At 63.8% G+C, this 23,926-nt stretch carries 22 protein-coding genes and 1 pseudogene; 15 read left to right on the top strand and 8 right to left on the bottom strand.

Going from position 1 to position 23,926, the window contains the following annotated elements; all coding sequences use genetic code 11:
- The first annotated feature begins 170 nt into the window (after positions 1 to 170).
- Positions 171 to 434 (top strand): hypothetical protein, encoded by a 264-nt coding sequence (locus tag HHL14_RS05625; RefSeq protein WP_169496576.1) that lies wholly within the window; start codon positions 171 to 173, stop codon positions 432 to 434.
- 678 nt (positions 435 to 1,112) lie between these two features.
- Positions 1,113 to 3,032 carry an ATP-dependent metallopeptidase FtsH/Yme1/Tma family protein gene (locus tag HHL14_RS05620; protein WP_169496575.1) on the top strand — a complete coding sequence of 640 codons (1,920 nt, stop codon included), beginning with the start codon at positions 1,113 to 1,115 and terminating at the stop codon, positions 3,030 to 3,032.
- Between the two features lie 52 nt (positions 3,033 to 3,084).
- Here HHL14_RS05620 and HHL14_RS05615 read toward each other — a convergent pair whose 3' ends face one another.
- Both HHL14_RS05615 and HHL14_RS05610 read right to left on the bottom strand, forming a co-directional pair.
- The gene (locus HHL14_RS05615) at positions 3,085 to 3,360 is read right to left on the bottom strand and encodes a hypothetical protein (protein ID WP_329601626.1); all 276 of its coding nucleotides are present in this window, start codon (positions 3,358 to 3,360) and stop codon (positions 3,085 to 3,087) included.
- 87 nt (positions 3,361 to 3,447) lie between these two features.
- Complete coding sequence (locus HHL14_RS05610) at positions 3,448 to 4,269, bottom strand: sulfite exporter TauE/SafE family protein (protein ID WP_169496574.1); 822 nt, start codon at positions 4,267 to 4,269, stop codon at positions 3,448 to 3,450.
- A 210-nt stretch (positions 4,270 to 4,479) separates the two neighbouring features.
- Between HHL14_RS05610 and HHL14_RS05605 the strand changes: the two genes are divergently transcribed.
- Positions 4,480 to 4,767, top strand: coding sequence for a PAAR domain-containing protein (locus tag HHL14_RS05605; protein ID WP_169496573.1), 288 nt, complete (start codon positions 4,480 to 4,482; stop codon positions 4,765 to 4,767).
- 47 nt (positions 4,768 to 4,814) lie between these two features.
- Here HHL14_RS05605 and HHL14_RS05600 read toward each other — a convergent pair whose 3' ends face one another.
- Entirely contained in the window at positions 4,815 to 5,981 is a 1,167-nt protein-coding gene (locus HHL14_RS05600) for an acyltransferase family protein (RefSeq protein WP_169496572.1), read from the bottom strand.
- 455 nt (positions 5,982 to 6,436) lie between these two features.
- On the opposite strand from HHL14_RS05600, the pseudogene HHL14_RS05595 reads away from it, so the two are divergent.
- The 10 genes and pseudogenes from HHL14_RS05595 to HHL14_RS05550 form a co-directional block, all read left to right on the top strand.
- Positions 6,437 to 6,610: pseudogene (locus HHL14_RS05595) on the top strand (tannase/feruloyl esterase family alpha/beta hydrolase); the annotation flags it as partial.
- Between the two features lie 386 nt (positions 6,611 to 6,996).
- Positions 6,997 to 7,926 (top strand): STAS domain-containing protein, encoded by a 930-nt coding sequence (locus tag HHL14_RS05590; protein WP_169496571.1) that lies wholly within the window; start codon positions 6,997 to 6,999, stop codon positions 7,924 to 7,926.
- Positions 7,927 to 7,961: 35 nt separating this feature from the next.
- Positions 7,962 to 8,321 carry an STAS domain-containing protein gene (locus HHL14_RS05585; RefSeq protein ID WP_169496570.1) on the top strand — a complete coding sequence of 120 codons (360 nt, stop codon included), beginning with the start codon at positions 7,962 to 7,964 and terminating at the stop codon, positions 8,319 to 8,321.
- A 44-nt stretch (positions 8,322 to 8,365) separates the two neighbouring features.
- Positions 8,366 to 8,806 (top strand): anti-sigma regulatory factor, encoded by a 441-nt coding sequence (locus HHL14_RS05580; protein ID WP_169496843.1) that lies wholly within the window; start codon positions 8,366 to 8,368, stop codon positions 8,804 to 8,806.
- Positions 8,791 to 10,008 (top strand): ATP-binding protein, encoded by a 1,218-nt coding sequence (locus tag HHL14_RS05575; RefSeq protein ID WP_169496569.1) that lies wholly within the window; start codon positions 8,791 to 8,793, stop codon positions 10,006 to 10,008. Before HHL14_RS05580 ends, HHL14_RS05575 begins: the two co-directional genes overlap by 16 nt.
- Entirely contained in the window at positions 10,005 to 11,486 is a 1,482-nt protein-coding gene (locus HHL14_RS05570; RefSeq protein WP_169496568.1) for a sensor histidine kinase, read from the top strand. The genes HHL14_RS05575 and HHL14_RS05570 overlap by 4 nt, the downstream gene beginning before the upstream one ends.
- Before the next feature lie 100 nt (positions 11,487 to 11,586).
- Entirely contained in the window at positions 11,587 to 13,539 is a 1,953-nt protein-coding gene (locus tag HHL14_RS05565; protein ID WP_169496567.1) for a hybrid sensor histidine kinase/response regulator, read from the top strand.
- Positions 13,540 to 13,852: 313 nt separating this feature from the next.
- Entirely contained in the window at positions 13,853 to 14,779 is a 927-nt protein-coding gene (locus tag HHL14_RS05560) for an ABC transporter ATP-binding protein (RefSeq protein ID WP_169496566.1), read from the top strand.
- Complete coding sequence (locus HHL14_RS05555) at positions 14,776 to 15,537, top strand: ABC transporter permease (protein WP_169496565.1); 762 nt, start codon at positions 14,776 to 14,778, stop codon at positions 15,535 to 15,537. The genes HHL14_RS05560 and HHL14_RS05555 overlap by 4 nt, the downstream gene beginning before the upstream one ends.
- Positions 15,538 to 15,643: 106 nt before the next feature.
- A complete protein-coding gene (locus HHL14_RS05550; protein ID WP_169496564.1) occupies positions 15,644 to 17,059 on the top strand; it encodes an amidase in 1,416 nt (471 codons plus the stop codon).
- Between the two features lie 106 nt (positions 17,060 to 17,165).
- On the opposite strand, the gene HHL14_RS05545 is transcribed toward HHL14_RS05550, so the two are convergent.
- Positions 17,166 to 18,167 carry a helix-turn-helix transcriptional regulator gene (locus HHL14_RS05545; RefSeq protein WP_169496563.1) on the bottom strand — a complete coding sequence of 334 codons (1,002 nt, stop codon included), beginning with the start codon at positions 18,165 to 18,167 and terminating at the stop codon, positions 17,166 to 17,168.
- Positions 18,168 to 18,386: 219 nt separating this feature from the next.
- Here HHL14_RS05545 and HHL14_RS05540 point away from each other — a divergent pair, with 219 nt between their 5' ends.
- Positions 18,387 to 19,298, top strand: coding sequence for a helix-turn-helix domain-containing protein (locus HHL14_RS05540; RefSeq protein WP_169496562.1), 912 nt, complete (start codon positions 18,387 to 18,389; stop codon positions 19,296 to 19,298).
- Positions 19,299 to 19,614: 316 nt separating this feature from the next.
- Complete coding sequence (locus HHL14_RS05535; protein ID WP_169496561.1) at positions 19,615 to 20,040, top strand: DUF3830 family protein; 426 nt, start codon at positions 19,615 to 19,617, stop codon at positions 20,038 to 20,040.
- A gap of 123 nt (positions 20,041 to 20,163) precedes the next feature.
- Here HHL14_RS05535 and HHL14_RS05530 read toward each other — a convergent pair whose 3' ends face one another.
- The 4 genes from HHL14_RS05530 to HHL14_RS05515 all read right to left on the bottom strand — a co-directional run bounded on the left by HHL14_RS05530 (position 20,164) and on the right by HHL14_RS05515 (position 23,764).
- Complete coding sequence (locus HHL14_RS05530; RefSeq protein WP_169496560.1) at positions 20,164 to 20,292, bottom strand: MFS transporter small subunit; 129 nt, start codon at positions 20,290 to 20,292, stop codon at positions 20,164 to 20,166.
- Positions 20,293 to 20,302: 10 nt separating this feature from the next.
- The gene (locus tag HHL14_RS05525; protein WP_169496559.1) at positions 20,303 to 21,706 is read right to left on the bottom strand and encodes an L-lactate MFS transporter; all 1,404 of its coding nucleotides are present in this window, start codon (positions 21,704 to 21,706) and stop codon (positions 20,303 to 20,305) included.
- A gap of 439 nt (positions 21,707 to 22,145) precedes the next feature.
- Positions 22,146 to 23,465 (bottom strand): shikimate transporter, encoded by a 1,320-nt coding sequence (shiA, locus tag HHL14_RS05520; RefSeq protein WP_169496558.1) that lies wholly within the window; start codon positions 23,463 to 23,465, stop codon positions 22,146 to 22,148.
- The gene (locus HHL14_RS05515) at positions 23,462 to 23,764 is read right to left on the bottom strand and encodes a hypothetical protein (protein ID WP_169496557.1); all 303 of its coding nucleotides are present in this window, start codon (positions 23,762 to 23,764) and stop codon (positions 23,462 to 23,464) included. Before HHL14_RS05515 ends, shiA begins: the two co-directional genes overlap by 4 nt.
- Positions 23,765 to 23,926 lie beyond the last annotated feature (162 nt).

Below are 23,926 nucleotides of genomic sequence, written 5' to 3'. Positions count from 1 at the left end.
ACAACAGGCTGCGGCGATTTCTCGCGCACACGCCAAATTTTGAGACGCACGGTCAAGCCGTGTCTGAAACGTGCGTTATCGTCACACGAATAGATTGCAGATCGCTTTCAGGGAAAGACGATCGACGCAACGGATGTCCGGCCAGCAGTCCAGATACGGGGTGAGGGAAGATGAGCTTTACGAGCAGACAGTCGGCCGCGCCACGCGGCGGGCGGCGTCCGGCGAGTCTCGCAGATAGCCAGCTGCAGCATCTCGAGAACATGGTCGACTATGTGACGCGCACGGGCGCGACACGGCCCGACAGGTTCGACCACGGCTATTGGGAACAGCGGATTCGTGTGCTGGAAGATACGCATGAGCTGATTGCGAGTCAGCGCAGCCGTATCGCGAGATTGCGCGGCCGCCTGGGCGGCGAAGCGGGCTCGGTGAGTTGAACGCAGTGAATTGAACGCAGTGAAACGGGGTTGTGACGCGAGGTCCGAGGTAGCAAAGCGTGTAGGAGAATCGTCGATGCAGGCCGGCATCGGCATCAGAACGATAGAACCTGAGAGAAAGCGGCGATGATGCGAACGGGCCCGAAGAGGCCCGTCGCTCATCCGCCCGATAATCATTCCCCTGTTTTTATATCGGTGTCCGCGTCAATTAAATCGTACCCCTTCAGTCGTTCTGACTGATTTTAAATAGGGTGCGATTAAATATAATTATTCGAAATACGCGGGACATTGCGCTGATAAACTGTGCGCCGGAATCAATGCGGTAGCGCTTTTTCGCGCTCGTCGAGTCTTCCTTGAACCCCGTCTGGCCTTTGCCCAGCTTTTGTCCGTTGTACAGAGGACAGAACAGGCCTTGAAAGCAGGTCTTTTCCGCGAGTTTGAAAGACACGTCGAGCCGTCATACTTGCCTCCCGTGAACGGCTGCTTAAAGAGGCGCATGCGGACATGTATGCGCCGGCTCCTTCCGGATCGGGCTTGATCGTCGTGGCGGCCATGCAAGGCGGCACTTCGCTTCAGCCGATTCTCCGCAAGTCTCCATGCCGATTTTTAACAGGTAGTTTTGACAGGCAGTTCTGCTCAGCAAAAGGGCTTGCACGAGCCCGCTTTTGGAAACGACTCATGAAGCCGGGAAATAATTCGCTTGGGAAAAGACGCGCGCGCGCAATCGCGATCGCGGCGGTTGCAGTGCTGCTCGCGGTGGTGCTCGGCTGGGGCGTGTGGTACGCCCAGTATCGCGCCGCGCCGCGTGCGTCCGCGCTGACCGGCATCGCGAGTCAGATGCGTGGCGATGCATCCGCGTGGACGCACGAAGAGAAAGACGCATCGACGATGCTGCGCGATATCCGCGATGCAAACGTTGTCGCGATCGGCGTCAGCCCCAGCGCGATCCTCGTGTCGCTGCGCGACGGCGCGAAGTACTTCGTCACCGATCACAACGCGACCTTCTCGCATGCATTGCTGCTGGGCGAACCGCGTGCCGGCGATGCCGCCGCCTATCAGCTCGTGTGGCTGCCCGACGTCGACATCCATAGCGACGGCGCGCGTTGGACCCGGCTGTTCGATCAGCTGCGCGACGGCTTGAGCGTGCTGCTGCCGCTCGTGCTGATCGGTGGCATGGCGTGGTTCATGCGCCGCGAGATGAAGGGCGGCGCGAAGCTGCTCAGCGACGCGCCGACGCTGCGATTCGACGACGTGATCGGTGCAAACGAAGCGAAGGCCGCGCTCGCCGACATTCGCGGCTATCTGACCGACCCGAAGCAGTTTTCGTCGATGGGCGTGCGCGCGCCGTGCGGCATTCTGATGGTGGGCGCGCCCGGCGTCGGCAAGACGCGGCTCGCGCAGGCGCTGGCCGGCGAATGCGGCGCGAATTTCATTTCGATCACCGGCAGCTATTTCAGCGCGAAGTACTACGGCGTGGGGATCCAGAAGGTCCGGCATCTGTTCGAACTCGCGCGCAAGAACGCGCCGACGGTGATCTTCATCGACGAAGCCGATGGCCTCGCGAAACGCACCGACACCGGCGGCGGTCCGGTCGAAGCCGAGAGCAATCGCATCATCAATCAGTTGCTCGCGGAGATGGACGGCTTCGAATCGAACGAAGGCGTGATCGTCGTGGCCGCGACCAATCACCCCGACAATCTCGACGAAGCGTTGCGACGCCCGGGCCGTTTCGATCGCACGGTGCAGGTGCGTCTACCCGATCGCGAAGACCGCGCGAAGATTTTCCGCTTCTACGCGCAGAAGCTGAAATCGAAGTCCGCCGATATCGATTACGACCAGCTCGCGCGTTTGACCACCGGACTTTCGCCGGCCACCGTCGCGATGGTTGTGAATCAGGCGGGGCTGATCGCGCGCAAAGCGGGCGACCATGAAATCGCCGCGAAGCACTTCATGGAAGCGATCAAGATTGCGCGCATCGGCGACGTGAGCGGCGCCGAGCGCGCGCTGACCGACGACGAGCGCGAGCGCATCGCGGTGCATGAAGCGGGGCACGGGCTGGTCGCCGCGTTGCTCGGCACCGGCGTACTCGAAGAGGTGACGATCCTGCCACGCGGCGGCGCGCTCGGCGTCGCGCTGATTACGAAAGCGCAGGACAAGCACCTGTACCGCGAAACGGAAATCCGCAACGAGATCCAGGTGCTGCTCGGCGGACGCAATGCGGAGATTCTTGTGTTCTCCGAAGCATCGAGTGGAGCGGCGTCGGACTTGCAGGAGGCGTCGCGGATCAGCCTCGACATGGTGTCCAAATTTGGCTTCAATAGCGATGGCGATCTGTTCAGCCTCGCGGCGCTGCCGGCACAGTACGCGGGTTTGCAGATGAAGAGCGCCATCGAGCACGCGAACGTGTTGCTCAAGGAGCTCAACGAACTGTGCTACGGACTGTTGCATGCGTACGAGCCGGTGCTGCGGGCGATTTCGGAGCGATTGCTCGAACAGGAAACCGTACCTGGCGAGACGGTTTATCAACTGATTCGCGAGCACACCAGCACGCTGACGATCGTTCGCGAGCCGATTGAGCGCGAAGCTGCCGCGGCTTGATGGTCCGCAGGTTCGTCAACGCCATGCATGCACACCATGCGCCAATAGCACGTCACGCGAAATCGGATGGACCCGGTTCGGGCACGCCCGGTGGCGTGTCGGTATCGCCGAGTGGATCGCCGCCGGACTGGCCGGTTTTGTTCGCAGCGGTTTTATTCGCATCGGGCGCGGGCTCTTCGCCTTTTTCCGGCAGCGGCTGATCGAGGCCGGGTTCGACCGGCGTCGGGATTGCATCGCCAATAGGCTTCGAGACCTCGGTGGGCGGATGGCCGGGATCCTCCTCGGCCTTGCGATCGTGCTCATTCGGGGAGTTCGCCATATTCGACACCATGCTCTCCGGTTGATGAAGATAAAGCATGGAGTAGCAATGCCTGTGCCGCGCCCCGGTAGTGGGCTCGTGAAGCGCGGCTAGTGCTTAGAGCGCGTGCGTGCCAGATAGCGCCTGAAAAATCCCCGATTTCCAGATCATCTGTGCGGCAGCGGCCAGCACGAACAGCAGCACGACCATCCGGAACGTCGCCGGCGGCAGGCGATCGCGCAACGGCCGCGCGAGTAGAATGCCCGCGATCACGGGCACGCTCGCGCACATCGAAATCGCGAGATCCGCCCAGCTCGCGTGCGCACCGCCGCTGAACGCGGCGACCAGCGTGATGATCGACACGACGAGAATGATCGCGATCTGTTTGGTGAATGCTTTGCCGGTCGCGCCCGTCGCGATCAGGTACATCGCGAGCAAGGGGCCGGGCACCGACGCGATGCTTTCCATCAGCGCGGCGCCGAAGCCGAGCGCGAGACCGGCGGGCTTCGCCCATTGCGGCGACAGCGTGAGTCGCGGCGCGGCGAGCAGCAGCAAGGCCGCGATCATCAGCAGCGTGCCGGCCGCCGCCTGCGCGCGATGCGGCGCAAGCGAGATCAGCACCGACACGCCGACAAGGTTGCCGATGACCGTGCCGATCAGCGGCGCGGCGATGCGCTTGACCGTCGGCAGCAGATCGCCGCCCTCGAGCGCTTGCGGAATATTGCCGAGAATGATCGGCATCGATAGCAGCAACACCGCGGCTTTGATCGGCAGGAAGTGGCTGAGAATCGGCATCGCGACGAGCGGTACGCCGATGCTGACGACACCCTTGACCATGCCGCCGAGCAGCAGCGCGACGGCGATGCCGAGCAACGCGTAGAGATCGAGCGTTTGCAGGCTGGCACCGAGAATGCCGGTGGCGAAAGTGAAATGAGGCATGGTGAAGGGCGCGCGGATTGAGCTGCACGCGTGGCGTGCTTTTTTGTCGTGGGGAGAGAGGTCGAATGATACCGTGTTGGGGGCACGGCGGCGCTATGCCGCTTTTCCGGGCGCCGCGCGCGAGAGAACGGTCATTTATTGACATTAATTGACCACCATAAGCGGCGCTTCGGGATACCTTAAAAAATTCGAAATTGGCGAGGAAATGTGATGAAAATTGCTGTTGCAACAGACAACGACTTAACGACGACCGGCGGAAGAGTCATTGCATTAAACGCGTCGATGCGCGACCACGGAAAAAGGCTGGCTTTGAACGGCGAATACGCAACCTGTGGCAACTGCAACGGCTCGTGGCCGATTGAGGGAACCGGCAAGGAGATGAAAAACCGTGGGACGTGGGTCGTGATCGATGATGATCGTGTGCTGTGTCCGTGTGGAAAGAACCGCGTTATCGCGAGCGCGGACGCAGGATGTTTTATCAACAGGGCTACCGATTAACGATGCCGCAATAACCAACGCTATGCGGGAACCCGCGCAACCTCATTCTATGACGAGCAATTTACCCGGTTCGATGCAGTACATTGCCCGCTCGCTGAAGCGGAAGACTCGCTCGCTTCCACTTCCACCTCTGCCTCCCCCCGCGTCTTCAGCCGCAAAATCGGCTCTTCGACAAACCGCCACGACAGCAGCGCAATCCCAAGCGAAATCGCAAACGACGCGACGACACCCAGTACATGCGCCCACATCGGCACCGCACCGCCGAACAACGCTTCAGCGTGATGATTGCGCGTCAAGTCGGGGATCAGATTGTGATACAGATAAAAGCCATAACTGATCCGCCCAAGCCCAGCCAGCCACCGCGTCCGTAACACGGTCATCACGACCGCGTTGCGACAGCATGCAATCGAACCGACCAGCGCCGCGATGCCGATCCCATACACCGCGCTGATCGCGGTGAACAGGAGGGGATTGTCGAGCGCGCTCCATGTCGGTTCGGCCGCGCACAAGCCGATAACGCCGACACTCAGCACAAACAACGTCAGCCCATGACCGAGCCATGCATGCAAACGTCCGCGATCGTTTGCGTTCAGCAAACCGCACACGCCACCGAGTGCGAGCAGCCAGAAGTTGCTCAGCGGGTGAGTGTAGATCGTGATTTCGTCCCAATGCGCGACACGCATCGTGAACAACGCAACGAGGCCGAGCGCGACGATGATCCAGCATGCCGCGCGATGTCGTCGTGTCGCGAGCAACAGCAGGAGCGGCGCGACCACGAGGTAAAACTGTTCCTCGATCGCGAGGCTCCATAAATGCGAGTAGCGCCCCGGCCAGTAGCGCAGCACCGAGCCGATCCAGAAGTTCGACAGATACGCAAAGTGAAACGGCATGCCCCCCGCGAGTTCAGGACTCGCGAAGCCGAACGCCATCAGCACGCACATCGTGACGAGCATCAGGTAATAGATCGGAAAGATGCGCACGGTGCGACGAAACAGGAAGCGCCGGAGTTCCGCGCCGAAACGGCTGTCGCCGGTTTCGATGCGCGCGCGTTGCGTCGACAGAATGCCGATGATCAGAAAGCCGCTCAACGCAAAGAAGATCCACACGCCAAGATGACCGATTTCGCCGACGTCACCGAATAGTCGATGCTGTAAGAACACCATCAATACCGCGATCGCGCGCAAGCCATCGAATCCGGCAATTCTGTTTTTCATGAGCCGGTTTTCCGTCGTACGGGCATGCGGACGGCACGCGCGATGCGGCCGAGGGCAGTGAGAGGGAAAAGGCCGGAGCATGCCGGCGACGATAAAGCGCGGAGCGTCGGGAAGCGGCGAAAATGCATGAATCCATCGTACGATGAAAAAAAGCGAAAAAAATCGCACGATGCGATTGGCGAATTATTTTCGCGGACTTTATCGAGCACTCTCCAGGCATTACCGCTTGGCTCATGTTGAGGTCCGCGTTTTACACAGAGTGGCCTGCAAAAAGCCGCAAAACTTTCCGCGTAGTCGATCTGCACGCGAGCGAGGATTACCGCTCGCCGACATTCGCATTTCAGCTTGCCGTTGTGCGCGCAAACATTAAGGGGCGCCTGTCAGCGCATTTCGAGCTCACGCGCTGAAGCGGCGGGAACGAATTATTCTTTACCTGTTCGTCGCATATTCCCGACGCTTTCGATAACTGGGTGACGCACGGCGTGGCGCCCGAAACCTTGAGCGCGACCGATCTTGCCGCCGCGACGAAGGAACGCTCGCGGCCGCTGTGTCGCTATCCGCAGTTTCCACGTTATGCCGGCAAGAGCAACGTCAATCTGGCGAGCAGCTTCGTTCGCGCGCAGCCGTGAGACGCACGGCACCCACGGCATCGAAGCGCGGTCATCGAAAACACCAGAACAAAAGTAGGCATCCGAAGTAATTCGATTTCGCGGACCAGTAGCGCGTCGACGCGCCGCATCCTGCGATGTTCGCTCGCATCGAATGCAGGCGAGTGGAGGCAATAGTTACCGCATCGAAACCTCGCTACGGGTAAAACCAGCCGATTCGAAATGGGCTATCCGGCCCACCGCACACGGCGGCGCAAAAGTTGCTGCTCAGGCCAGCTTGCAGCATTGTGAAGCGCCGGACCTGCATGCTAGAGTCCAAGGGGCCTGATCGCTAAGGCCCATCGACACGAGCAGAAAACACGGAACGGTGCGCAACGTGCTGTTCGCCATAACGACTAGGGAACCGTATGGAAACGCTTGGCGGAATGCGTCTCGCCCAAATTTTCAATGAGCGGCAAAATGAACTGGCGGGCGAGTGGGTCGCGCAACAGTTCGCGATCGCATCGCGCCGCGGCGGTGCCAGCGAAGCACAGTTACGCAGCCAGTTCGCCCAGTTCGTCACGCAGATCTGCGCGGCGCTGAGCACATCGGAACGCGTCGATTTCCGCACGCCCGCCTGGGACGAAGTGCGCAGCCTGCTCTCCGAAGTATCGTCGCAGCGCGCGCGCCTGGGCTTCACGCCGATCGAAACCGCGATGTTCGTGTTCTCGCTGAAAGAGCCTCTGTTTGCGCGGCTACGCGAAGATATGGCGAGCGAACCCACGAAGCTCATCGAACTCACGTGGACCATCAGCACGCTGCTCGACACGCTCGGTCTCTTCACGACCGAGGTATTCCAGACGAGCCGCGAGCAGGTGATCGTGCGTCAGCAGCAGGAGTTGCTCGAACTGTCGACGCCAGTCGTGCAGTTGTGGGAAGGCATTCTCGCGTTGCCGCTGATCGGCACGCTCGATTCGGCGCGCACCCAGGTCGTGATGGAAAGCCTGCTGCAGAAGATCGTCGATACGGGCGCGGCCATCGCGATCATCGACATCACCGGCGTGCCGACCGTCGACACGCTGGTCGCGCAACATCTGCTGAAGACCGTGGCCGCCGCGCGGCTGATGGGCGCCGATTGCATCATCAGCGGCATCCGTCCGCAGATCGCGCAGACCATCGTGCACCTCGGCGTGAATCTGTCGAACGTCATCACGAAGGCCACGCTCGCCGACGCCTTCGTGGTGGCACTGCAGCGCACCGGCAAGTCGGTCGGCGGCATCGCGACGCGCGTGGACGCGCAAGGAGCGATCGGCGCAGCGGGCGCCGCGCAGAATCTGAACCCGTACGCCGGCGATTGACGCCGGCTGCCACGCACACCAACGGGATCCCCGCGATGGAACGCATTCCGATTTTGCGGATGGGCAAGTTTCTGCTCGTGACGATTCAGGTCGACATGCACGACCGTCTCGCGATGACGCTGCAGGACGATCTGACGAGCCGCATCGTCAAGGACCGCGCGAAGGGCGTGCTGATCGACATTTCTTCACTCGATGTGGTCGATTCGTTCATCGGCCGGATGATCGGCGAGACCGCCGCGATGGCGCGCGTGCTCGACGCGGAAACGGTGGTGGTCGGCATGCAGCCGTCGGTCGCGATCACGCTCGTCGAACTCGGCCTCGCGCTGCCCGGTGTGCGCACCGCGCTCAACGTCGAGAAGGGCATGGCGTTGCTGACCGGCGCTGACACACTTTGAGCGCCTTCTACGGTCAGCCGCCCGCGAGCACACCGCCTTCTTCCATGACGACTTCCGGCTCCCCAACCCTGGCCGATGGCCAGCCGCCCGACGAGACCCTGCCGATCCGCTCGGACGAGCAGATCGTGCGGCTACGCCGTCTCGTGCGCGAAAAGGCGGTGGCGCTGGGACTGTCGCTGATCGACCAGACGAAGTTCGTCACCGCGGCGAGCGAACTCGCGCGCAACACGTTGACGTACGGCCGCGGCGGCGACGCCTGCTTTTACACGATGCAGCGCGATGGACGCGTCGGGCTGCGACTTGATTTCATCGACCATGGCCCGGGAATTGCTGACATCCAGCTAGCGTTGACCGACGGTTTTACCAGCGGCAAGGGCCTGGGTCTCGGTCTGGGCGGCGCGAAGAGGCTGTGCGACGAATTCGAAATCCGCTCGGCGCCTGGCGAGGGCACCCATATTTCAATTACCAAATGGAAGCCGTTCTAAATCAGTCGAGCGCGATGCAGCAGCGTTTTGAAATTGCCGACCCGAGTCAAATCTCGTTTGCGCGGCGCGGGATCGGCGAGCTCGCGCAACGCGTGGGTTGCGGCGAAACGGCGATCGGCAGGCTCGCGATCGTCGCGACCGAATGCGCGACCAACCAGCTCAAGCATGCGCAGCGCGGTGAACTGCTCGCGCGGACGTTGAGCGAAATCGTGCCATCGGGTTCAAGCGCGGGTTCGAGCGCGGTCGCTCGCAACGGCGTCGAGCTGATCGCGATCGATAACGGCCCCGGCATTCACGATCTGCATGCCTGCTTCGTCGACGGCTATACGACGGCGGGCAGTCCCGGCAACGGCATGGGCGCGATCAGGCGGCTCGCCGACGAACTCGATATATGGAGCGCGCCTGGACTCGGCACGTTGCTGCGGATCGTGGTGTGGGCGGAAAGTGCGGGCGTGGCGAACGCCGCGACGACCACCGCGGGCTCGTTCGGCAAGGACGCCGCAAGCGATGCCGGCTCAAGTAGCGCCGCAGCCCCAGCCGCAACCACAACCGGCTACGCGCCTGATGGCGCGATCGAATACGGTGCGATCAACGTGCCGCTGCAAGGCGAGGATCTGTGCGGCGATGCGTGGTCGTGCGGCTACGCGGACGGCGAATTCACGGTGATGATCGCCGACGGACTCGGCCACGGCCCGCTGGCGTATCAGGCCGCGCGCGCCGCGGTCGACAACTTCGCGCAGGTCGGCGCGTCGAGCCTCGAACAGATCGTAGTGGCCGCGCACAACGCGTTGCGCCCGACTCGCGGCGCGGCGCTCGGCGTCGCGCGGATTCCGGCCGGCGCGTCCGATGGCTCGAGCGACGCCGTACCCGACGCCGCGCCCGAGGTCGCGCGTTTCTGCGGGATCGGCAATATCGCGGCGAGCGTGTGGACGTCGCATAGTCATCGTCATCTGGTGTCGCATGCGGGAATTGCCGGTCATCAGATGCACAAGGCGCAGACGTTTCAGCTCGACTGGCCGCGCGACGCGCTGCTGATCCTGCATTCGGACGGCCTCGCGACGCGTTGGGATCTGAACCGCTATCCGGGTTTGACGCTGCGTCATCCGGCGTTGATCGCGGCCGCGCTTTACCGCGATTTCGCGCGCGGCCGCGACGACCTGACCGTGTTCGTTGCGCGCGTGCGGTGCAAGGAGCCCCTATGACGGCGCCGCTGCTTCATACGATGCCGCTCGACGGCGAACTCGCGACGGTGGCCGCGCGCCGCGTCGCGCGCGAACTGGGCGAGGCGCTCGGCTTCGCGATGCAGGATCGCACGCGCATCGCGACGTCGGTGCTCGAAGTCGCGCGCGCGGTGCTGGCCGCGACTCGCGCGGGCCGGGTCGAGTTTCTGTGCGACGACGCGAGCGAGCCGCAGTCGCTGCTGATCCGTTTCGTCGCGCCCGCCACGCCGCTCGCGCGCTTCACCACGCCGCCGCCGGCGAGCGTCGAGGTGCCGGCGGCACCGGCGGCGCTCGGCGTGCTGGCCGCGCAGCGCCTGATGGACGTTTGCAGTTTCGACGACATCGCGGGCGACGCGGTGCTCACGCTCGCCCGGCATTTGCCCGAGCAGGCCCCGCGCGTGACCGACGCCACGTTGCGCGCGGCCGCCAGGGCCAGCACGGTGAATGCGCCGCTCGCGGCCGACGCATCGGTCGAGGAAGTACAGCGGCAAAACCGCGAACTGGCCGCCGCGCTCGCCGATCTGTACGAACGCAACGACGAACTGGTACGGCTCACGCGCGAACTCGAAGACACCAATCGCGGCGTGGTCGCGCTGTACGCGGAACTCGACGAACGCGCGCTGCATCTGCGTCGCGCGGACGAAGCGAAATCGCGTTTCCTGTCGAACACGAGCCATGAATTCCGCTCGCCGCTGTACTCGATTCGCGCGCTGTCGAAGCTGCTGCTCGATCGCGTCGACGGCGAACTGACCGACGAGCAGGCCAAGCAGGTGCGCTTTATCCGCAAGGCCGCGGAGGAGCTGTCCGAGACCGTCGACGATCTGCTCGACATCGCGAAGATCGAAGCCGGCAAGATCGAACTGAAGCCGGCCGAATTCGAGGTCGCGAATCTGTTCTCGGCATTGCGCGGGATGATGCGCCCGTTGCTGCCGGCCAACGGCGTCGAACTGCTGTTCGAACCATGCGACGACCTGCCTGCCGTCTATACCGACGAGGGCAAGGTCGCGCAGATTCTGCGCAACTTCATCTCCAATGCGCTGAAGTTCACCGAACGCGGCGAGGTGCGTGTGCGCGCCGCTTACGACAGCGCTACGCAACGGATGATGTTTTCGGTCATCGACACCGGCATCGGCATTGCGCCCGAGCATCAGCAAAGCGTGTTCGAGGAATTCGAGCAGGTCGAAAATCATCTGCAGAACCAGGTGAAAGGCACTGGACTCGGGCTGCCGTTGTGCGACAAGCTGTGTAAATTGCTCGGCGGCTCGGTCGGGCTCACGAGCGAACCCGGCAAGGGCTCGACCTTCACCGCGACGTTGCCGATCCGCTTGCCGCAGACGGCGACTGGCGCGTCGCGCACGGCGCTTCCGTCGGTCGCGACGGGAATGACGGGAGCCGCGGCCACGGACGAAGAGCCCGATCCATCCGCGGAGATGGGCGACAGCGCGAGCGGCAAGCCATGACGACGCGCGCCCCGCATCACGCTACCCGTGTCGCCGCGCGCGTGCGCCCGTCGCCGCGGCGTGCCGCATTTCAGGCCTTTCCCTACGGACCCGTTTTGTCATGAGCGACGCGAACGCCAATCTGATTCTGAACGTCGACGACAACGAAGGCGCCCGCTACGCGAAGACGCGCATCCTGTCGCGCGCGGGCTTCATGGTGATCGAAGCCGGCAACGGCGCCGACGCGATCGAACGCGCGCGCATCTCGCAGCCCGACCTGGTGCTGCTCGACGTCAATCTGCCCGATCTCAACGGCTTCGAAGTGTGCCGTCGCATCAAGGCCGCGCCGGAAACCTCGGGCGTGCTGGTGATCCATACGTCGGCGGCGGCGGTGCAGAGCATGGATCGCGTGCGCGGTCTCGAAGGCGGCGCGGACAGCTATCTGACCGAGCCGATCGAGCCGGCCGAGCTGATCGCGCAGGTGCGCGCGCTGCTGCGGGTACGGCGCGCGGAAGGCGCATTGCGCGAAAGCGAGGAGCGCTTCCGCCAGATGGCCGAGAACATCGACGACGTCTTCTGGATGCTCGATCCGGCCACGTCGCAATTGCTGTATGTGAGCCCCGCGTATCGTCGTTTGTGGGGCGATGCGGCGCACGAGCCGACGCCGACCGCGCGTCACTGGGCCAACCACATTCATCCGCAGGATGCGGCCGCGGTCGAGGTGGCGTATCGCGCGCTCGCGACCGGCGTCGCGTACGAGATCGAATACCGGATCGTGCGGCCCGACGGCGAGACGCGCTGGGCGGTCGAGCGCGGCTTTCCGGTGCGCGACGCGCGCGAGCGGATTTATCGGCTGGCCGGCATCGTCAACGACATCTCGGACCGTAAGGCGAACGAAATGATGTTGCGCGACGCCGATCGCCGCAAGGACGAGTTCCTTGCGATGCTCGCGCACGAGCTGCGCAATCCGCTCGCGCCGATCCGCAACGCGATCGAACTGCTGGACCCGAATCGCTCGCCGTCGCAGGAAAGCTTCGAGGCGATGCGCGCGGTGATCGGCCGGCAGGTCAAGCATCTGAGCCGCCTCGTCGACGATCTGCTCGATGTCGCGCGTATCACGCAGGGCAAGATCACGTTGCGCCAGGAGATCGTCGAGCTGGCCAGCGCGCTCGAAGCGGCGATCGAAACGGTGCGGCCCGCGCTGAACCGCAAGGGCCATACGCTGACCCGCGTGCTGCCCGGCGAGCCGTTGTTCGTCGTCGGCGACGGCGTGCGGATCGCGCAGGTGCTCGGCAACATCCTGTCGAACGCGGCGAAGTACACGCCGCAGGGCGGCGATATCCGCATCGAGGCGCGCGCGTCGAACGACATGCAGGACGACGCGCCCGACGAAGTACTGATCAGTGTGCGCGACAACGGCGTCGGGATCGCGGCCGATACGCTGCCGCACATCTTCGATCTGTTCGTGCAATCGGAGATTTCGCTCGAACGCTCGGAGGGCGGGCTCGGCATCGGCCTGCCGCTCGCGCGCACGCTGGTCGAACTGCACGGCGGGCGGATCGAGGCGTTTTCGGCGGGGCCGGGGCGCGGCAGCGAATTCGTCGTGCGCCTGCCGTTGACGCGTCTCGCGAATGCGGCCGAACCGGCGCCGGGCGCGTCGCTCGCCGCGCAGCAGGACGCGGGGCCGGCGTTGCGGGTGCTACTGGTCGACGACAGCGTCGATGCGGCGCTCGCGCTGTCGCTGGTGTTGCAGGCGGACGGCTACGACGTGCGGGTCGCGCACGAAGCCGACAGCGCGCTCGAACTGGCCGCACAGTTCGAGCCGCAGGCGGTGCTGCTCGATCTCGGCCTGCCGGGCATGGACGGTTTCCAGCTCGCGCAGGAAATGCGCCGCCGCCCGAACACCGCAAACGCGCTGCTGATCGCGGTGACCGGTTATGGCCAGGCCACCGACCGGCAGCGTTCGCGCGAGGCCGGCTTCGATCATCATCTGGTCAAGCCGGTGTCGGTCGAGGAAATCCATAACGTGATCGCGAGCCGCTTCCCGGCCGTGCAGCGCAACGCGCCTGCTTAGGCCGGCGGTTGCGCGCGTCCGGCGCGAACCCTACGCGGGGCGGTGCGCTTCGGTTCGCGCTGCTTCCTCGCGTTCCGCTTCAATCCCGCCTCGCTTCAGCCGTTCCGCTTCAGCCGATTCGCTGCGCTCCATCCGCCGCACCCCATCCCTCAGGAAGCCAAATCATTTTGCGCCGCAGCGAAGCCGAAACGAAGCCGCGACGGCGCAAGCGGCGCGCTGCACGCTTTCGCACTTTCCATTACATTGCGGAAGCGGCGCGCGTGCATGCGCCGTTTTCTCTTCTTCAACAGCGGTGTCGGCCATCCTCGAGTCCATGCAGCCAATCGTTTCCGTCACGAATCTGTCGAAAACCTATGCCAGCGGTTTTCAGGCACTGAAGAACATCAATCTGGCGATCAATCGTGGAGAAATCTTCGCGTTGCTCGGCCCGAACGGCGCTGGCAAGACCACGCTCATCAGCATCGTCTGCGGGATCGTCAATGCGAGCGAAGGCCGCGTGACGGTGGACGGCCACGATATCCTCACCGACTATCGCGCGGCACGCTCGCTGATCGGCCTCGTGCCGCAGGAGCTGACCACCGACGCGTTCGAAACCGTCTGGGCCACGGTCTCTTTCAGCCGTGGCCTGTTCGGCAAGCCGAAGAATCCCGCCTACATCGAGAAGGTGCTGCGCGACCTGTCGCTCTGGGACAAGCGCAACAACAAGATCATCACGCTGTCGGGCGGCATGAAGCGGCGCGTGCTGATCGCCAAGGCGCTGTCGCACGAACCGCGCGTGCTGTTTCTCGACGAGCCGACCGCCGGCGTCGACGTCGAGCTGCGGCGCGACATGTGGAAGCTGGTGCGCTCGCTCGCGGGCAGCGGCGTGACGATCATCCTGACCACTCACTACATCGACGAAGCGGAGGAAATGGCCGACCGCATCGGCGTGATCAACGCGGGCGAGATCATGCTGGTGGAGGAGAAGACCGAGCTGATGCGCAAGCTCGGCAAGAAGCAGTTGACGCTACAACTGGACAGTCCGCTCGACGCGCTGCCGGCGTCGCTCGCCGGTTATGGGCTCGCGCTCGCGAAGGGCGGCAACGAGCTGATCTACACCTATGAAGGCGAGGGCGGCCGCACCGACATCATCGCGCTGCTCAAGTCGCTCGACGACGCCGGCATCCGTTTCAAGGACCTGCACACCACGCAGAGTTCGCTCGAAGACATTTTCGTCAGCCTGCTGCGGGGGGACCAATGAACATCTACGCAATGCGCGCGATCTACAAGTTCGAAATGGCGCGCACGTGGCGCACGCTGATGCAGAGCATCATCGCGCCGGTGATTTCCACGTCGCTGTATTTCGTCGTGTTCGGCTCGGCGATCGGCTCGCGGATCAAGGAAGTGGAGGGCATCAGCTACGGCGCGTTCATCGTGCCGGGGCTGATCATGCTGTCGTTGCTGTCGCAAAGCATCGCGAACGCGTCGTTCGGGATTTACTTTCCGCGCTTCACCGGCACGATCTACGAGTTGCTGTCGGCGCCGGTGTCGTATCTGGAGATCGTGGTCAGCTACGTCGGCGCGGCGGCCACCAAGTCGATCCTGCTTGGGCTCATCATTCTCGCGACGGCCGGCCTGTTCGTGCCGTTGCAGATCATGCATCCGTTCTGGATGGTGCTGTTTCTGGTGCTGACCGCGGTCACCTTCAGTCTGCTTGGCTTCATCATCGGTATCTGGGCGGACAGCTTCGAGAAGCTGCAGCTGGTGCCGCTATTGATCGTCACGCCGCTCACGTTTCTCGGCGGCAGCTTCTATTCGGTGAACATGCTGCCGCCGTTCTGGCGCGGCGTCACGCTGTTCAATCCGATCGTCTATCTGGTCAGCGGTTTTCGCTGGAGCTTCTTCGAACTCGGCGACGTCGACGTGGGCCTGAGCCTCGGCATGACGCTGCTGTTTCTCGCGGTGTTTCTGGTGATCGTCGGCTGGATCTTCAGGACCGGCTACCGCCTGAAGAGTTGAGCGCGCGATCGCGTGCGGTTCGCACGTTTATGCCAAAGCATGCTGTGCGGCCGTACGTGGCGTGCGACACTGATGCTCACCCTGACCACCGGAGCCGCCAGTCACCATGTCTATTGATTCGAGTCTGATCGGGCGCAGCGCATGCGATGTCGTCGACCTGTTGCGCACGCAGCAGGTGAGTCCGCGCGATCTGCTGGATACGCTCGCCGCGCAGATCGAGCGCGTTGAACCTCAGGTCAATGCGCTGCCCACGCTGTGTTTCGAGCGCGCGTATGAGCATGCCGATGCGCTGATGCGCAAGCCGGTCGCCGAACGCGGCGTGCTGTGCGGGCTGCCGGTGCCGATCAAGGACCTCACCGACGTCGCCGGCGTGCGCACCACGCGCGGCTCGCTGGTCTATAACGAGCGCGTTCCCGAGACCTCCGACGCCGGCGTCACGCTGCTCGAAGCGCGCGGCGGCGTGGTCTACGCGAAGTCGAATACGCCCGAATTCGGGTCGGGCGGCCATACGTACAACAGCGTGTTCGGCATCACGCGCAATCCGTGGGATCTGTCGCGCTCGGCGGGCGGTTCGTCGGGCGGCGCGGCGGCCGCGCTGGCGTCGGGCACCGCGTGGGTCGCGCAAGGCTCGGACCTCGCGGGCTCGTTGCGTACGCCGTCGGCGTTCTGCGGCACGGTCGGCATGCGGCCGACACCGGGCCGCGTGTCGTATGCGCCGGCCGCCGATCCGTACGGCACGCTCGGCATTCATGGGCCGATGGCGCGCAACGTGACCGACACCGCGCTGCTGCTCGACGCGATGTGCGGCGATGTCGCCGGCTCGCCGCTGTCGCTCGCCGAACCGGCCACGTCGTTTCTCTCGCATGCGCGCAGTCCGCGGCGGCCCGCGCGCGTCGCGTTCAGCGCGGGGCTCGGCATCGCCACGCCGGAGCCGGAGATTCTCGCGATCTGCCGCAGCACGATGGACCGGCTCACGGAGCACGGTGTCGGCGTCGACGACAGCGATCTCGATCTGAGCGGCGCGACCGAGGCATTCCATACGCTGCGCGGCATCGCCTATGCGACCTCTTACGAGGAAATCCTCGCGCAGCATCGCGACGTGCTGAACCCGAACGTGGTCTGGAACATCGAGTTCGGTCTGCAGCAGGACAATCGCGCGATGCGCTCGGCGCTGCGCACGCGCGCCGAACTGTTCTACCGGCTCGACGCGCTGCTGCAACGCTACGACGTGCTGATCTGCCCGGCGTCGATCGTGCTGCCGTTTCCGGTCGAAATGCGCGACGTGCGCGAGGCCGCGGGCCGCCACTTCGACACCTACATCGACTGGCTCGCGATCACTTACGCGCTGACGTTGACCGGCATGCCGGTGATCGCGATTCCGTGCGGGATGAGCGCGAGCGGTCTGCCGGTCGGGATCCAGATCGTCGGCCGACCGCGCGGCGAAGCGGCGTTGTTGTCGGCGGCGCGCGCGATCGAGGAGATCATCGGCACGTGGGCGACGGGAAAATCTCAGGTATCCTGAGTTAATCCGTACGGCCTGGTTTACGGCGGAGAAGAAAAGGGCGTGGCGGCTTGCGCCGTCACGCCCTTTTTCACGTTCGCGTTGCTCGCAACGAAACCAGCCGCGCCTACGACAGATACGCCTGCGCGACGTTGATCAGCTGCACGCGGTTGCGCACGTTGAACAGCTGCCGCAAGCGCCGCAGATGATAGTCGACGTTATGCGGCGACAGCCCGAGGAAATACGCGATTTCCTTGTCGCGCTGGCCCTGCACGACAGCCCGCAACACCGCATGCTGCAGCTTGCTGAGCGCCACGCGCTGCTGCTGTTCGGGCGCGATGCCGATCGCGCTTTTGGCGTGGGTCCAGATGAACTCGTGGATCGTGTGCGCGAACATCAGCGTTTCCGCGACGATCGATTCGGTCATCCAGCGCGGGTTGCCGATCTCCGAATTGAAGCACAGGCTCGCGTTCAATTCCGGCTCGGGCAGCGGCATATGCGTGAGAATCCCGCTCTTGCGACCGGTGGTCTCCAGCATCTCGATCAGGCCGCCGAGCCGCTCGCTGCGCAATTGTGCGCGCGGCAGGTCGGCGCGCATGTCGGCGGTATTCCACAGAAACGGCAGGCCGGTCGGCGACGCGAGCGCGACGCGCGGATCGAGCTCGAAATAGCGCTCGCGGAAATAGCGCGTGAGCCATGCCGGCGATTCGTAGCTGGTCAGCACGAACATCGTCTTGTGATGCGACGACGTGCGCGTGGCCGTATAGCTGAACGAATCGAAGCCCAGTTGCCTGATGCGCTGGCGCACGAACTCCATGCGATCCTGCGCGCTGCCGAACCGTCCGAGCGGACTGATCAGCGGGGCGGCCCGGCGCGCCGCGGGCGACGGCGTGCCGATCTCCTCCTCGGTAAACAAGGTGAGAAAACCGGTACGCGCCGCGCCGTTGGCGGCGCGCGCGGACGTTTTCGATGCTTCAGCCGCGTGGGCTGATTTCGCGGCGTGCCGCGCGCCGGCCGGGTAGGCCGGTTGGGCGGATGCCGCTCTCGGGTATGCTGCCGACGCGTGCCCGGCTTCGCCTTGCGGCGAGCCGGTCAGCCACTGCGGCAGCGTATCGCATTCATGTTCCATGAAACGGTAGCTCCGGCGTTCTAAACGCGTGAAAGACGACGACCTCAATGATTAGCGATTTCCTGCGATGCCGGTAGCCGGTTCCTTGCTATTATTTTCGGCATCTTGCGTTGACGATGAACCGGCCATACGGCTGCTGCGACGTTTCTCCCTGCGCGGTTTCCTGCGCGCTTTTTTGCATCGTCTCCTTCCATACGGCACCTCCTTCGAGGGGATGTGATGGCACGAATTCCGAGGCTCACCACGACGCTCGCCTACGACCGCTACATGGCCGGCGAGCGGCTCGTGTCGAGCGTGGATCGCGAGTGGCGGCACCTCGTGCTGCGCTCGTATCGCGAGCCGGCGGCACAGGACCTGCTCGAAGCGCCCGGCCTGCGCGACCTCACGCTGATGACGCTGGCGAGCGGCGCCGAGCATCTGGAACGCAGTCTGGGCGGACGCTGGGAAAGCGCCGACATGCGCGTGAACGACCTGTGGTGCGTGCCGTCCATGCCGGTCTCATGGCGCTGGCGTGCGATCGGCGACGAACCGCTGTCCACATTGCACGTGCACATCGAGCGCGGGTTGATCGACAACGTCGCGCAGCAGATGGGGCTGGACGCGTCGCCTGAACTGTCGCTCGGCGACGCGATGCGCTTTCACGATCCGCTGATCGCCGCGATGCTGGCCGCACTGCATCGCGCCGCCCGCGATCCGGCCGATTCGCGTCTGTATGTCGACACGCTGGTTCATGCGCTCGCCGCGCATCTGCTGCAACACTATTCACGCGGCAACGGCGCGCGGCACGCGCAGTCCGCGCGGCCCGAACGGTTGATGCCGCGGCGGATTCTCCGGGTCATCGACTACATTCGCGCGAATCTCGCCGAAGATCTGACGATCGCCGAACTGGCCAGCCAGGCCGGGCTAAGCAGTTTTCATTTTGCGCGGGTGTTTCGCCACGAGACCGGCGAGACGCCGCATCAGTTCGTCACGCGTTTGCGGCTCGAGGAGGCGGCGAGGTTGCTGCGCGCCACCGATCGAACCGTGCTGCAAATCGCGCTCGAGGTTGGATTCGAGAGTGCCAGTCATTTCTCCGTGCAGTTCAGGCGAGGCTATGGCGTAACGCCACTCGCGTACCGGCTGCGCGGTTGACGCACTTGTGCAGTGTGCGTTGCATTGCGCAGCTTGCAAACTACGAACTTTCGTGGCGGCGCGCCGCGCAAACTGGCATGGCCAGCCACGCAAGGCTTGACGGGCGGGACGGAGGCACTCGCCTATGCGCGGTCTAACTGGCCTGACCGGTGCGCGGGCAACTGTATCTGTCGAAGCCTTGCATCGGACGACAGAATGACCCGGCCGGTTTTGCCGCGGCCCCTAGCCCCCGGCCTCAGGCTTTTGGCTTTCATCTTCAGCTTCGCCCGACCGACCGTCCTTCAACTCCTTCAACCCGTCACCAGGATAACCCGCGATGACTCGACTCAAAATGACCGCCTGCGGCCACACCTTTATCGCCGAGACTCACCCCGATGCGCCGCAGACGGTGGCCGCGTTCCTGAAGCTGCTGCCGTACCGGCAGAAGCTGATTCACGTGCGCTGGAGCGGCGAGGGCTGCTGGGTGCCGCTCGGCGATTTCAAACTCGAAAACGACGGCGTCGCGGTCGGCTTCGAGAACCACACGAGCCATCCGTCGGTCGGCGACATCCTGTTCTATCCGGGCGGCTATAGCGAAACCGAAATCATCCTCGCGTACGGCTCGTGCTGCTTCGCGAGCAAGATGGGGCAGCTCGCGGGCAATCATTTCCTGACGATCGTCGAAGGTGGCGAGAAGCTGCGCGAACTCGGCGTCAAGGTGCTGTGGGAAGGTGCGCAGGACGTGGTGTTCGAGAAGCTTTGAATCGCGCGGGCTGGGGCATGACGAAAAAGAGGCCGCGCAAGCGCGGCCTCTTCACAGAGCGTCATTCAGGGTGATTCCTGTGCCCACGCCCGACGCCGGAACGAACGGGCACGTCGCGTGACGTCACTTGAACAGCTTCATCGCCTGCGACAGCGTATTGATCACGCCCCACACGAGTGGAATCATCACGTACAGCCAGAACACGGCGAGCTTCACCTTGTCGGTCGGATGAGCGGTTTGAACGGTTGACATAGCCTTCTCCTCACGCGCCCTTGGCGACTTGTGCGTCGGTCATGTGGTGCTTCGCATCCACGCGTTTGACCAGCAGGTTGCAGATAAAGCCGATCACGAGCAGCACGGCCATGATGTGCACGGTCATCGTGTACGCGTCCGCTTTTGCGACGCCGTTCGCGACTTCATACGCGCGGATGTAGTTGACGAGCACCGGACCGGCGACGCCGGCCGCGGCCCACGCGGTCAGAAGCCGCCCATGAATGCCGCCGACGAACGCCGTGCCGAACATATCGGCGAGATAGGCCGGCACCGTCGCGAAGCCGCCGCCGTACATCGACAGGATGATGCAGTAGGTGAGCACGAAGAGCGCGATCTGACCGTTCGCGGCGAAGCTCGGCACGAGGTAGTACAGCACCGCGCCGAGCACGAAGAAGATCGCGTACGTGTTCTTGCGGCCGATCCAGTCCGACGTCGACGACCACACGAAACGGCCACCCATGTTGAACAGCGACAGCAAGCCGACGAAGCCGGCCGCGGCCGACGCCGTCACGGTGTTCCTGAAGCTCTCCTGGATCATCACCGAAGCCTGGCCGAGAACGCCGATGCCGGCCGTCACGTTCAGGAACAGCACGAGCCAGATCAGATAGAACTGCGGTGTCTTCAACGCCTGATCGATATGCACGTGGTTGCGCGAGATCAGCCGGTGCTGCGTGACTTCGGGCGGCGTCCAGCCGGCCGGCTTCCAGTCCGCCGGCGGCACGCGGATCGCGAGCGCGCCGATCGTCATCGAGATGAAGTAGACGATGCCGAGCACGATGAAGGTCTCGGCGACACCGATGCTCGTCGCGCTTTGGAAGTGCTTCATCAGCGCGACCGACAACGGCGCCGCGATCATCGCGCCGCCGCCGAAGCCCATGATCGCCATCCCGGTGGCCATGCCGCGGCGGTCCGGAAACCAGCGGATCAGCGTCGACACCGGCGACACGTAACCGAGCCCCAGCCCGATTCCGCCGATCACGCCATAGCCGAGATAGAGCAGTACGATCTGATGCAGATAGACGCCGAGCGCGGACACGAGAAAGCCTCCGCCGAAGCAGCACGCGGCCGTAAACATCGTGCGGCGCGGGCCGACGTGTTCGAGCCATTTGCCGGCGAAGGCCGCCGACAAACCGAGAAACACGATCGCGAGCGAGAAGATCCAGCCGAGCGCGGTCAGCGACCAGTCGTCGGGCGCGGACTGCGTAATGCCGATCACTTTGGTCAGCGGTCCGTTGAAGACCGAGAACGCATACGCCTGACCGATGCACAGATGCACGGCGAGCGCGGCGGGCGGCACCATCCAGCGCGAAAATCCGGGCTGCGCGATGGTGGCCTGTTTGGAAAAGAACGGGGCCGATCCTCGCTGGCCGCTCGGCTCACTGATGCTGCTCATGGTCGTCTCCTTATCCCATGCAACTCGTTGTCGGGGGATTTTGTGTTATTGGCGTTTCATACATTTTTTGAGGCGCGTAGTGTAGCGTGTACAGGCCATCGCGCGCTTGGCATATGTATTTTTATTTCATATGGCCTGGGTCGACGCGTCGTGAGCGGCGTCTGGCTCGACAATAGGCTGGGCCGAATGGCTTCGCAATATGAAGCGCGAAGACATAAGGTGAGGTCCTGGTGAAATGTGGCTGTAAAGCACGCCGATGTGCAAATCGTGGGAAAAGGCGGGCTTTTTGAGGGTGAAGCGGGGGAGAACGCGGAGGCGAGGGCGGGTGAGGGTGGCGTGCAGAATAAAACGAACGGGCCGACGCGGCTCGTTCGCCGCGTCGGCCCGTGATGTAGAAAATGTCGAAATGACCGATCCGCGAATTGCCGCGGAAAGAAAGTTAGTGCAGCTCGCGCCCCGTCTTCATGCGCGCCGCGACCAGCAGCGAAATCAGGCAGCCGATCGCCAGATACGCGGCCACCGGATGCCACGAGCCGCCCGCGAAGCCGAGCAACGCGACCGCGATGAACGGCGTGAAACCGCCGCCGACCACACTCGCTACCTGATAGCCGACGCCCGCGCCGCTATAGCGGTACTCGGTGCCGAACAGCTCGGTGAACATCGGTTGCTGCACGCTGACCACCATGTCGTGCGCGACGTTCGCGAGCATCACCGCGAACACGACGATCCAGACGGTCGAGCGGGCGTCGAGCGCGACAAAGAACGGCACCGCGCTCAGCACGCCGACCAGCGCGCCGATCATATAGATGCGACGGCGGCCGAAGCGGTCCGCGAGCCACGCGAAGCACGGAATCGTCACGCAGCTCAACGCGCCGACAATGAAACCGATCGTCAGGAAGAACTCGCGCGGCATGTGCAGGTTCGCGGTCGAGTAGTTCAGCGCGAAAGCGGTCACGATGTACATCGTGAACAACTCGGCGAGACGCAGCGCGATGATCAGCAGGAACGCTTTCGGATGACGCAGCAGCGCCTCGACGATCGGCAGCCGCGCGCGACGCTCGCCATGCGTGCCGACCTTCTCGACGAACTCGCGCGACTCTTCCATGCTCGAGCGGATCCACAGTGCGATCAACACCAGCACGACGCTGAACAGGAACGGCAGCCGCCAGCCCCAGCCGAGAAACGCGGCGTTGTCCATCGAGCGGCTGAGCAACGCGACGAGGCCCGTCGACAGCACCAGCCCGACGCCGTAGCCGACCTGCACGCCGCTGCTGTAGAAGGCCTTCTTTTTCTCCGGCGCGCTTTCGACCGCCATCAGCGCCGCACCGCCCCATTCGCCGCCGACCGCGAAGCCCTGAATCGCGCGCAACGTGACGAGCAGCACCGGCGCCCACCAGCCGATCGACGAAAACGCCGGCAGCAGTCCGATCGCCGCGGTCGACAGGCCCATCATCATCACGGTCAGCACCAGCATGCGCTTGCGCCCGAGCCGGTCGCCGTAGTGGCCGAACACGAAGCCGCCGAGCGGGCGGAACAGAAAGCCGACGCCGAAGGTGGCGAACGCGGCGAGCGTGCCCATTGCCGGGCCGACGTTCGGGAAGAACTCGGCGTTGAACACCAGCGCGGCGACGATGCCGTACAGCAGAAAGTCGTACCAGTCGACGACGGCGCCGATAAAGCTGCCGAGCGCCGCCTTGCGTGCCTGACTGCGCGCGTGGCGCTGGGTGGCCATCGTGGCCTGCGGATGGGTCGTGCTCATTGTGTCTCCTTGTCTTCCGGGGCGCCGAAGCGGGCGCGCCGCGCCGGCAGGGCGCTCGACGCGTTCGATCCATGGCGCGATGTCCGGAAGGTTAATGACGCAGGACGAATCTCACAATCCGTCCGACCGCAAAATTGCGCGATCATCGCACGTTGCTGCGCGCATAGCGCGCGTTTTGCGCGTTTACACCGAGCGGAGAGGACGCGATTCCACGGTTTCATGCCGAGATGCGGAGAGGCATTCGCGGCGATAGTCGCGGCGGCATTCGTGGCGACATTCCTGGCAATCGCGCCAGTCATTTCCGATCCGGTTGCGGCGGCCATAAAGAATCTGACGATCAGGGAATTTCCTCACGCCGAAAGCGGAATTGTCTGAAATTGATCAATAACGGCAGTGAAAAAACTGAGATCTCATTATTCTGATATCTTATTTGTACTATAAAAATTCCGTAAAAATTGGAA

The sequence above is a fragment of the Paraburkholderia antibiotica genome, assembly GCF_012927125.1.
In the GTDB taxonomy this organism is placed as follows: domain Bacteria; phylum Pseudomonadota; class Gammaproteobacteria; order Burkholderiales; family Burkholderiaceae; genus Paraburkholderia; species Paraburkholderia antibiotica.
Note: the sequence above shows the minus strand (reverse complement) of the source record. Positions and strands in the feature narration are given on the sequence as shown.

Excerpts from the sequence above, each read along its gene's own strand:
- HHL14_RS05540 (WP_169496562.1), top strand. The coding sequence starts at position 18,387 with ATGGCACGAATTCCGAGGCTCACCACGACGCTCGCCTACGACCGCTAC.
- HHL14_RS05610 (WP_169496574.1), bottom strand. The coding sequence starts at position 4,269 with ATGCCTCATTTCACTTTCGCCACCGGCATTCTCGGTGCCAGCCTGCAA.
- HHL14_RS05600 (WP_169496572.1), bottom strand. The coding sequence starts at position 5,981 with ATGAAAAACAGAATTGCCGGATTCGATGGCTTGCGCGCGATCGCGGTA.
- HHL14_RS05545 (WP_169496563.1), bottom strand. The coding sequence starts at position 18,167 with ATGGAACATGAATGCGATACGCTGCCGCAGTGGCTGACCGGCTCGCCG.
- HHL14_RS05525 (WP_169496559.1), bottom strand. The coding sequence starts at position 21,706 with ATGAGCAGCATCAGTGAGCCGAGCGGCCAGCGAGGATCGGCCCCGTTC.
- HHL14_RS05590 (WP_169496571.1), top strand. The coding sequence starts at position 6,997 with ATGGAAACGCTTGGCGGAATGCGTCTCGCCCAAATTTTCAATGAGCGG.
- HHL14_RS05620 (WP_169496575.1), top strand. The coding sequence starts at position 1,113 with ATGAAGCCGGGAAATAATTCGCTTGGGAAAAGACGCGCGCGCGCAATC.
- shiA (WP_169496558.1), bottom strand. The coding sequence starts at position 23,465 with ATGAGCACGACCCATCCGCAGGCCACGATGGCCACCCAGCGCCACGCG.
- HHL14_RS05560 (WP_169496566.1), top strand. The coding sequence starts at position 13,853 with ATGCAGCCAATCGTTTCCGTCACGAATCTGTCGAAAACCTATGCCAGC.
- HHL14_RS05605 (WP_169496573.1), top strand. The coding sequence starts at position 4,480 with ATGAAAATTGCTGTTGCAACAGACAACGACTTAACGACGACCGGCGGA.
- HHL14_RS05555 (WP_169496565.1), top strand. The coding sequence starts at position 14,776 with ATGAACATCTACGCAATGCGCGCGATCTACAAGTTCGAAATGGCGCGC.
- HHL14_RS05575 (WP_169496569.1), top strand. The coding sequence starts at position 8,791 with ATGGAAGCCGTTCTAAATCAGTCGAGCGCGATGCAGCAGCGTTTTGAA.
- HHL14_RS05535 (WP_169496561.1), top strand. The coding sequence starts at position 19,615 with ATGACTCGACTCAAAATGACCGCCTGCGGCCACACCTTTATCGCCGAG.
- HHL14_RS05585 (WP_169496570.1), top strand. The coding sequence starts at position 7,962 with ATGGAACGCATTCCGATTTTGCGGATGGGCAAGTTTCTGCTCGTGACG.
- HHL14_RS05570 (WP_169496568.1), top strand. The coding sequence starts at position 10,005 with ATGACGGCGCCGCTGCTTCATACGATGCCGCTCGACGGCGAACTCGCG.
- HHL14_RS05550 (WP_169496564.1), top strand. The coding sequence starts at position 15,644 with ATGTCTATTGATTCGAGTCTGATCGGGCGCAGCGCATGCGATGTCGTC.
- HHL14_RS05625 (WP_169496576.1), top strand. The coding sequence starts at position 171 with ATGAGCTTTACGAGCAGACAGTCGGCCGCGCCACGCGGCGGGCGGCGT.
- HHL14_RS05530 (WP_169496560.1), bottom strand. The coding sequence starts at position 20,292 with ATGTCAACCGTTCAAACCGCTCATCCGACCGACAAGGTGAAGCTCGCC.
- HHL14_RS05515 (WP_169496557.1), bottom strand. The coding sequence starts at position 23,764 with ATGACTGGCGCGATTGCCAGGAATGTCGCCACGAATGCCGCCGCGACT.
- HHL14_RS05565 (WP_169496567.1), top strand. The coding sequence starts at position 11,587 with ATGAGCGACGCGAACGCCAATCTGATTCTGAACGTCGACGACAACGAA.
- HHL14_RS05580 (WP_169496843.1), top strand. The coding sequence starts at position 8,366 with ATGACGACTTCCGGCTCCCCAACCCTGGCCGATGGCCAGCCGCCCGAC.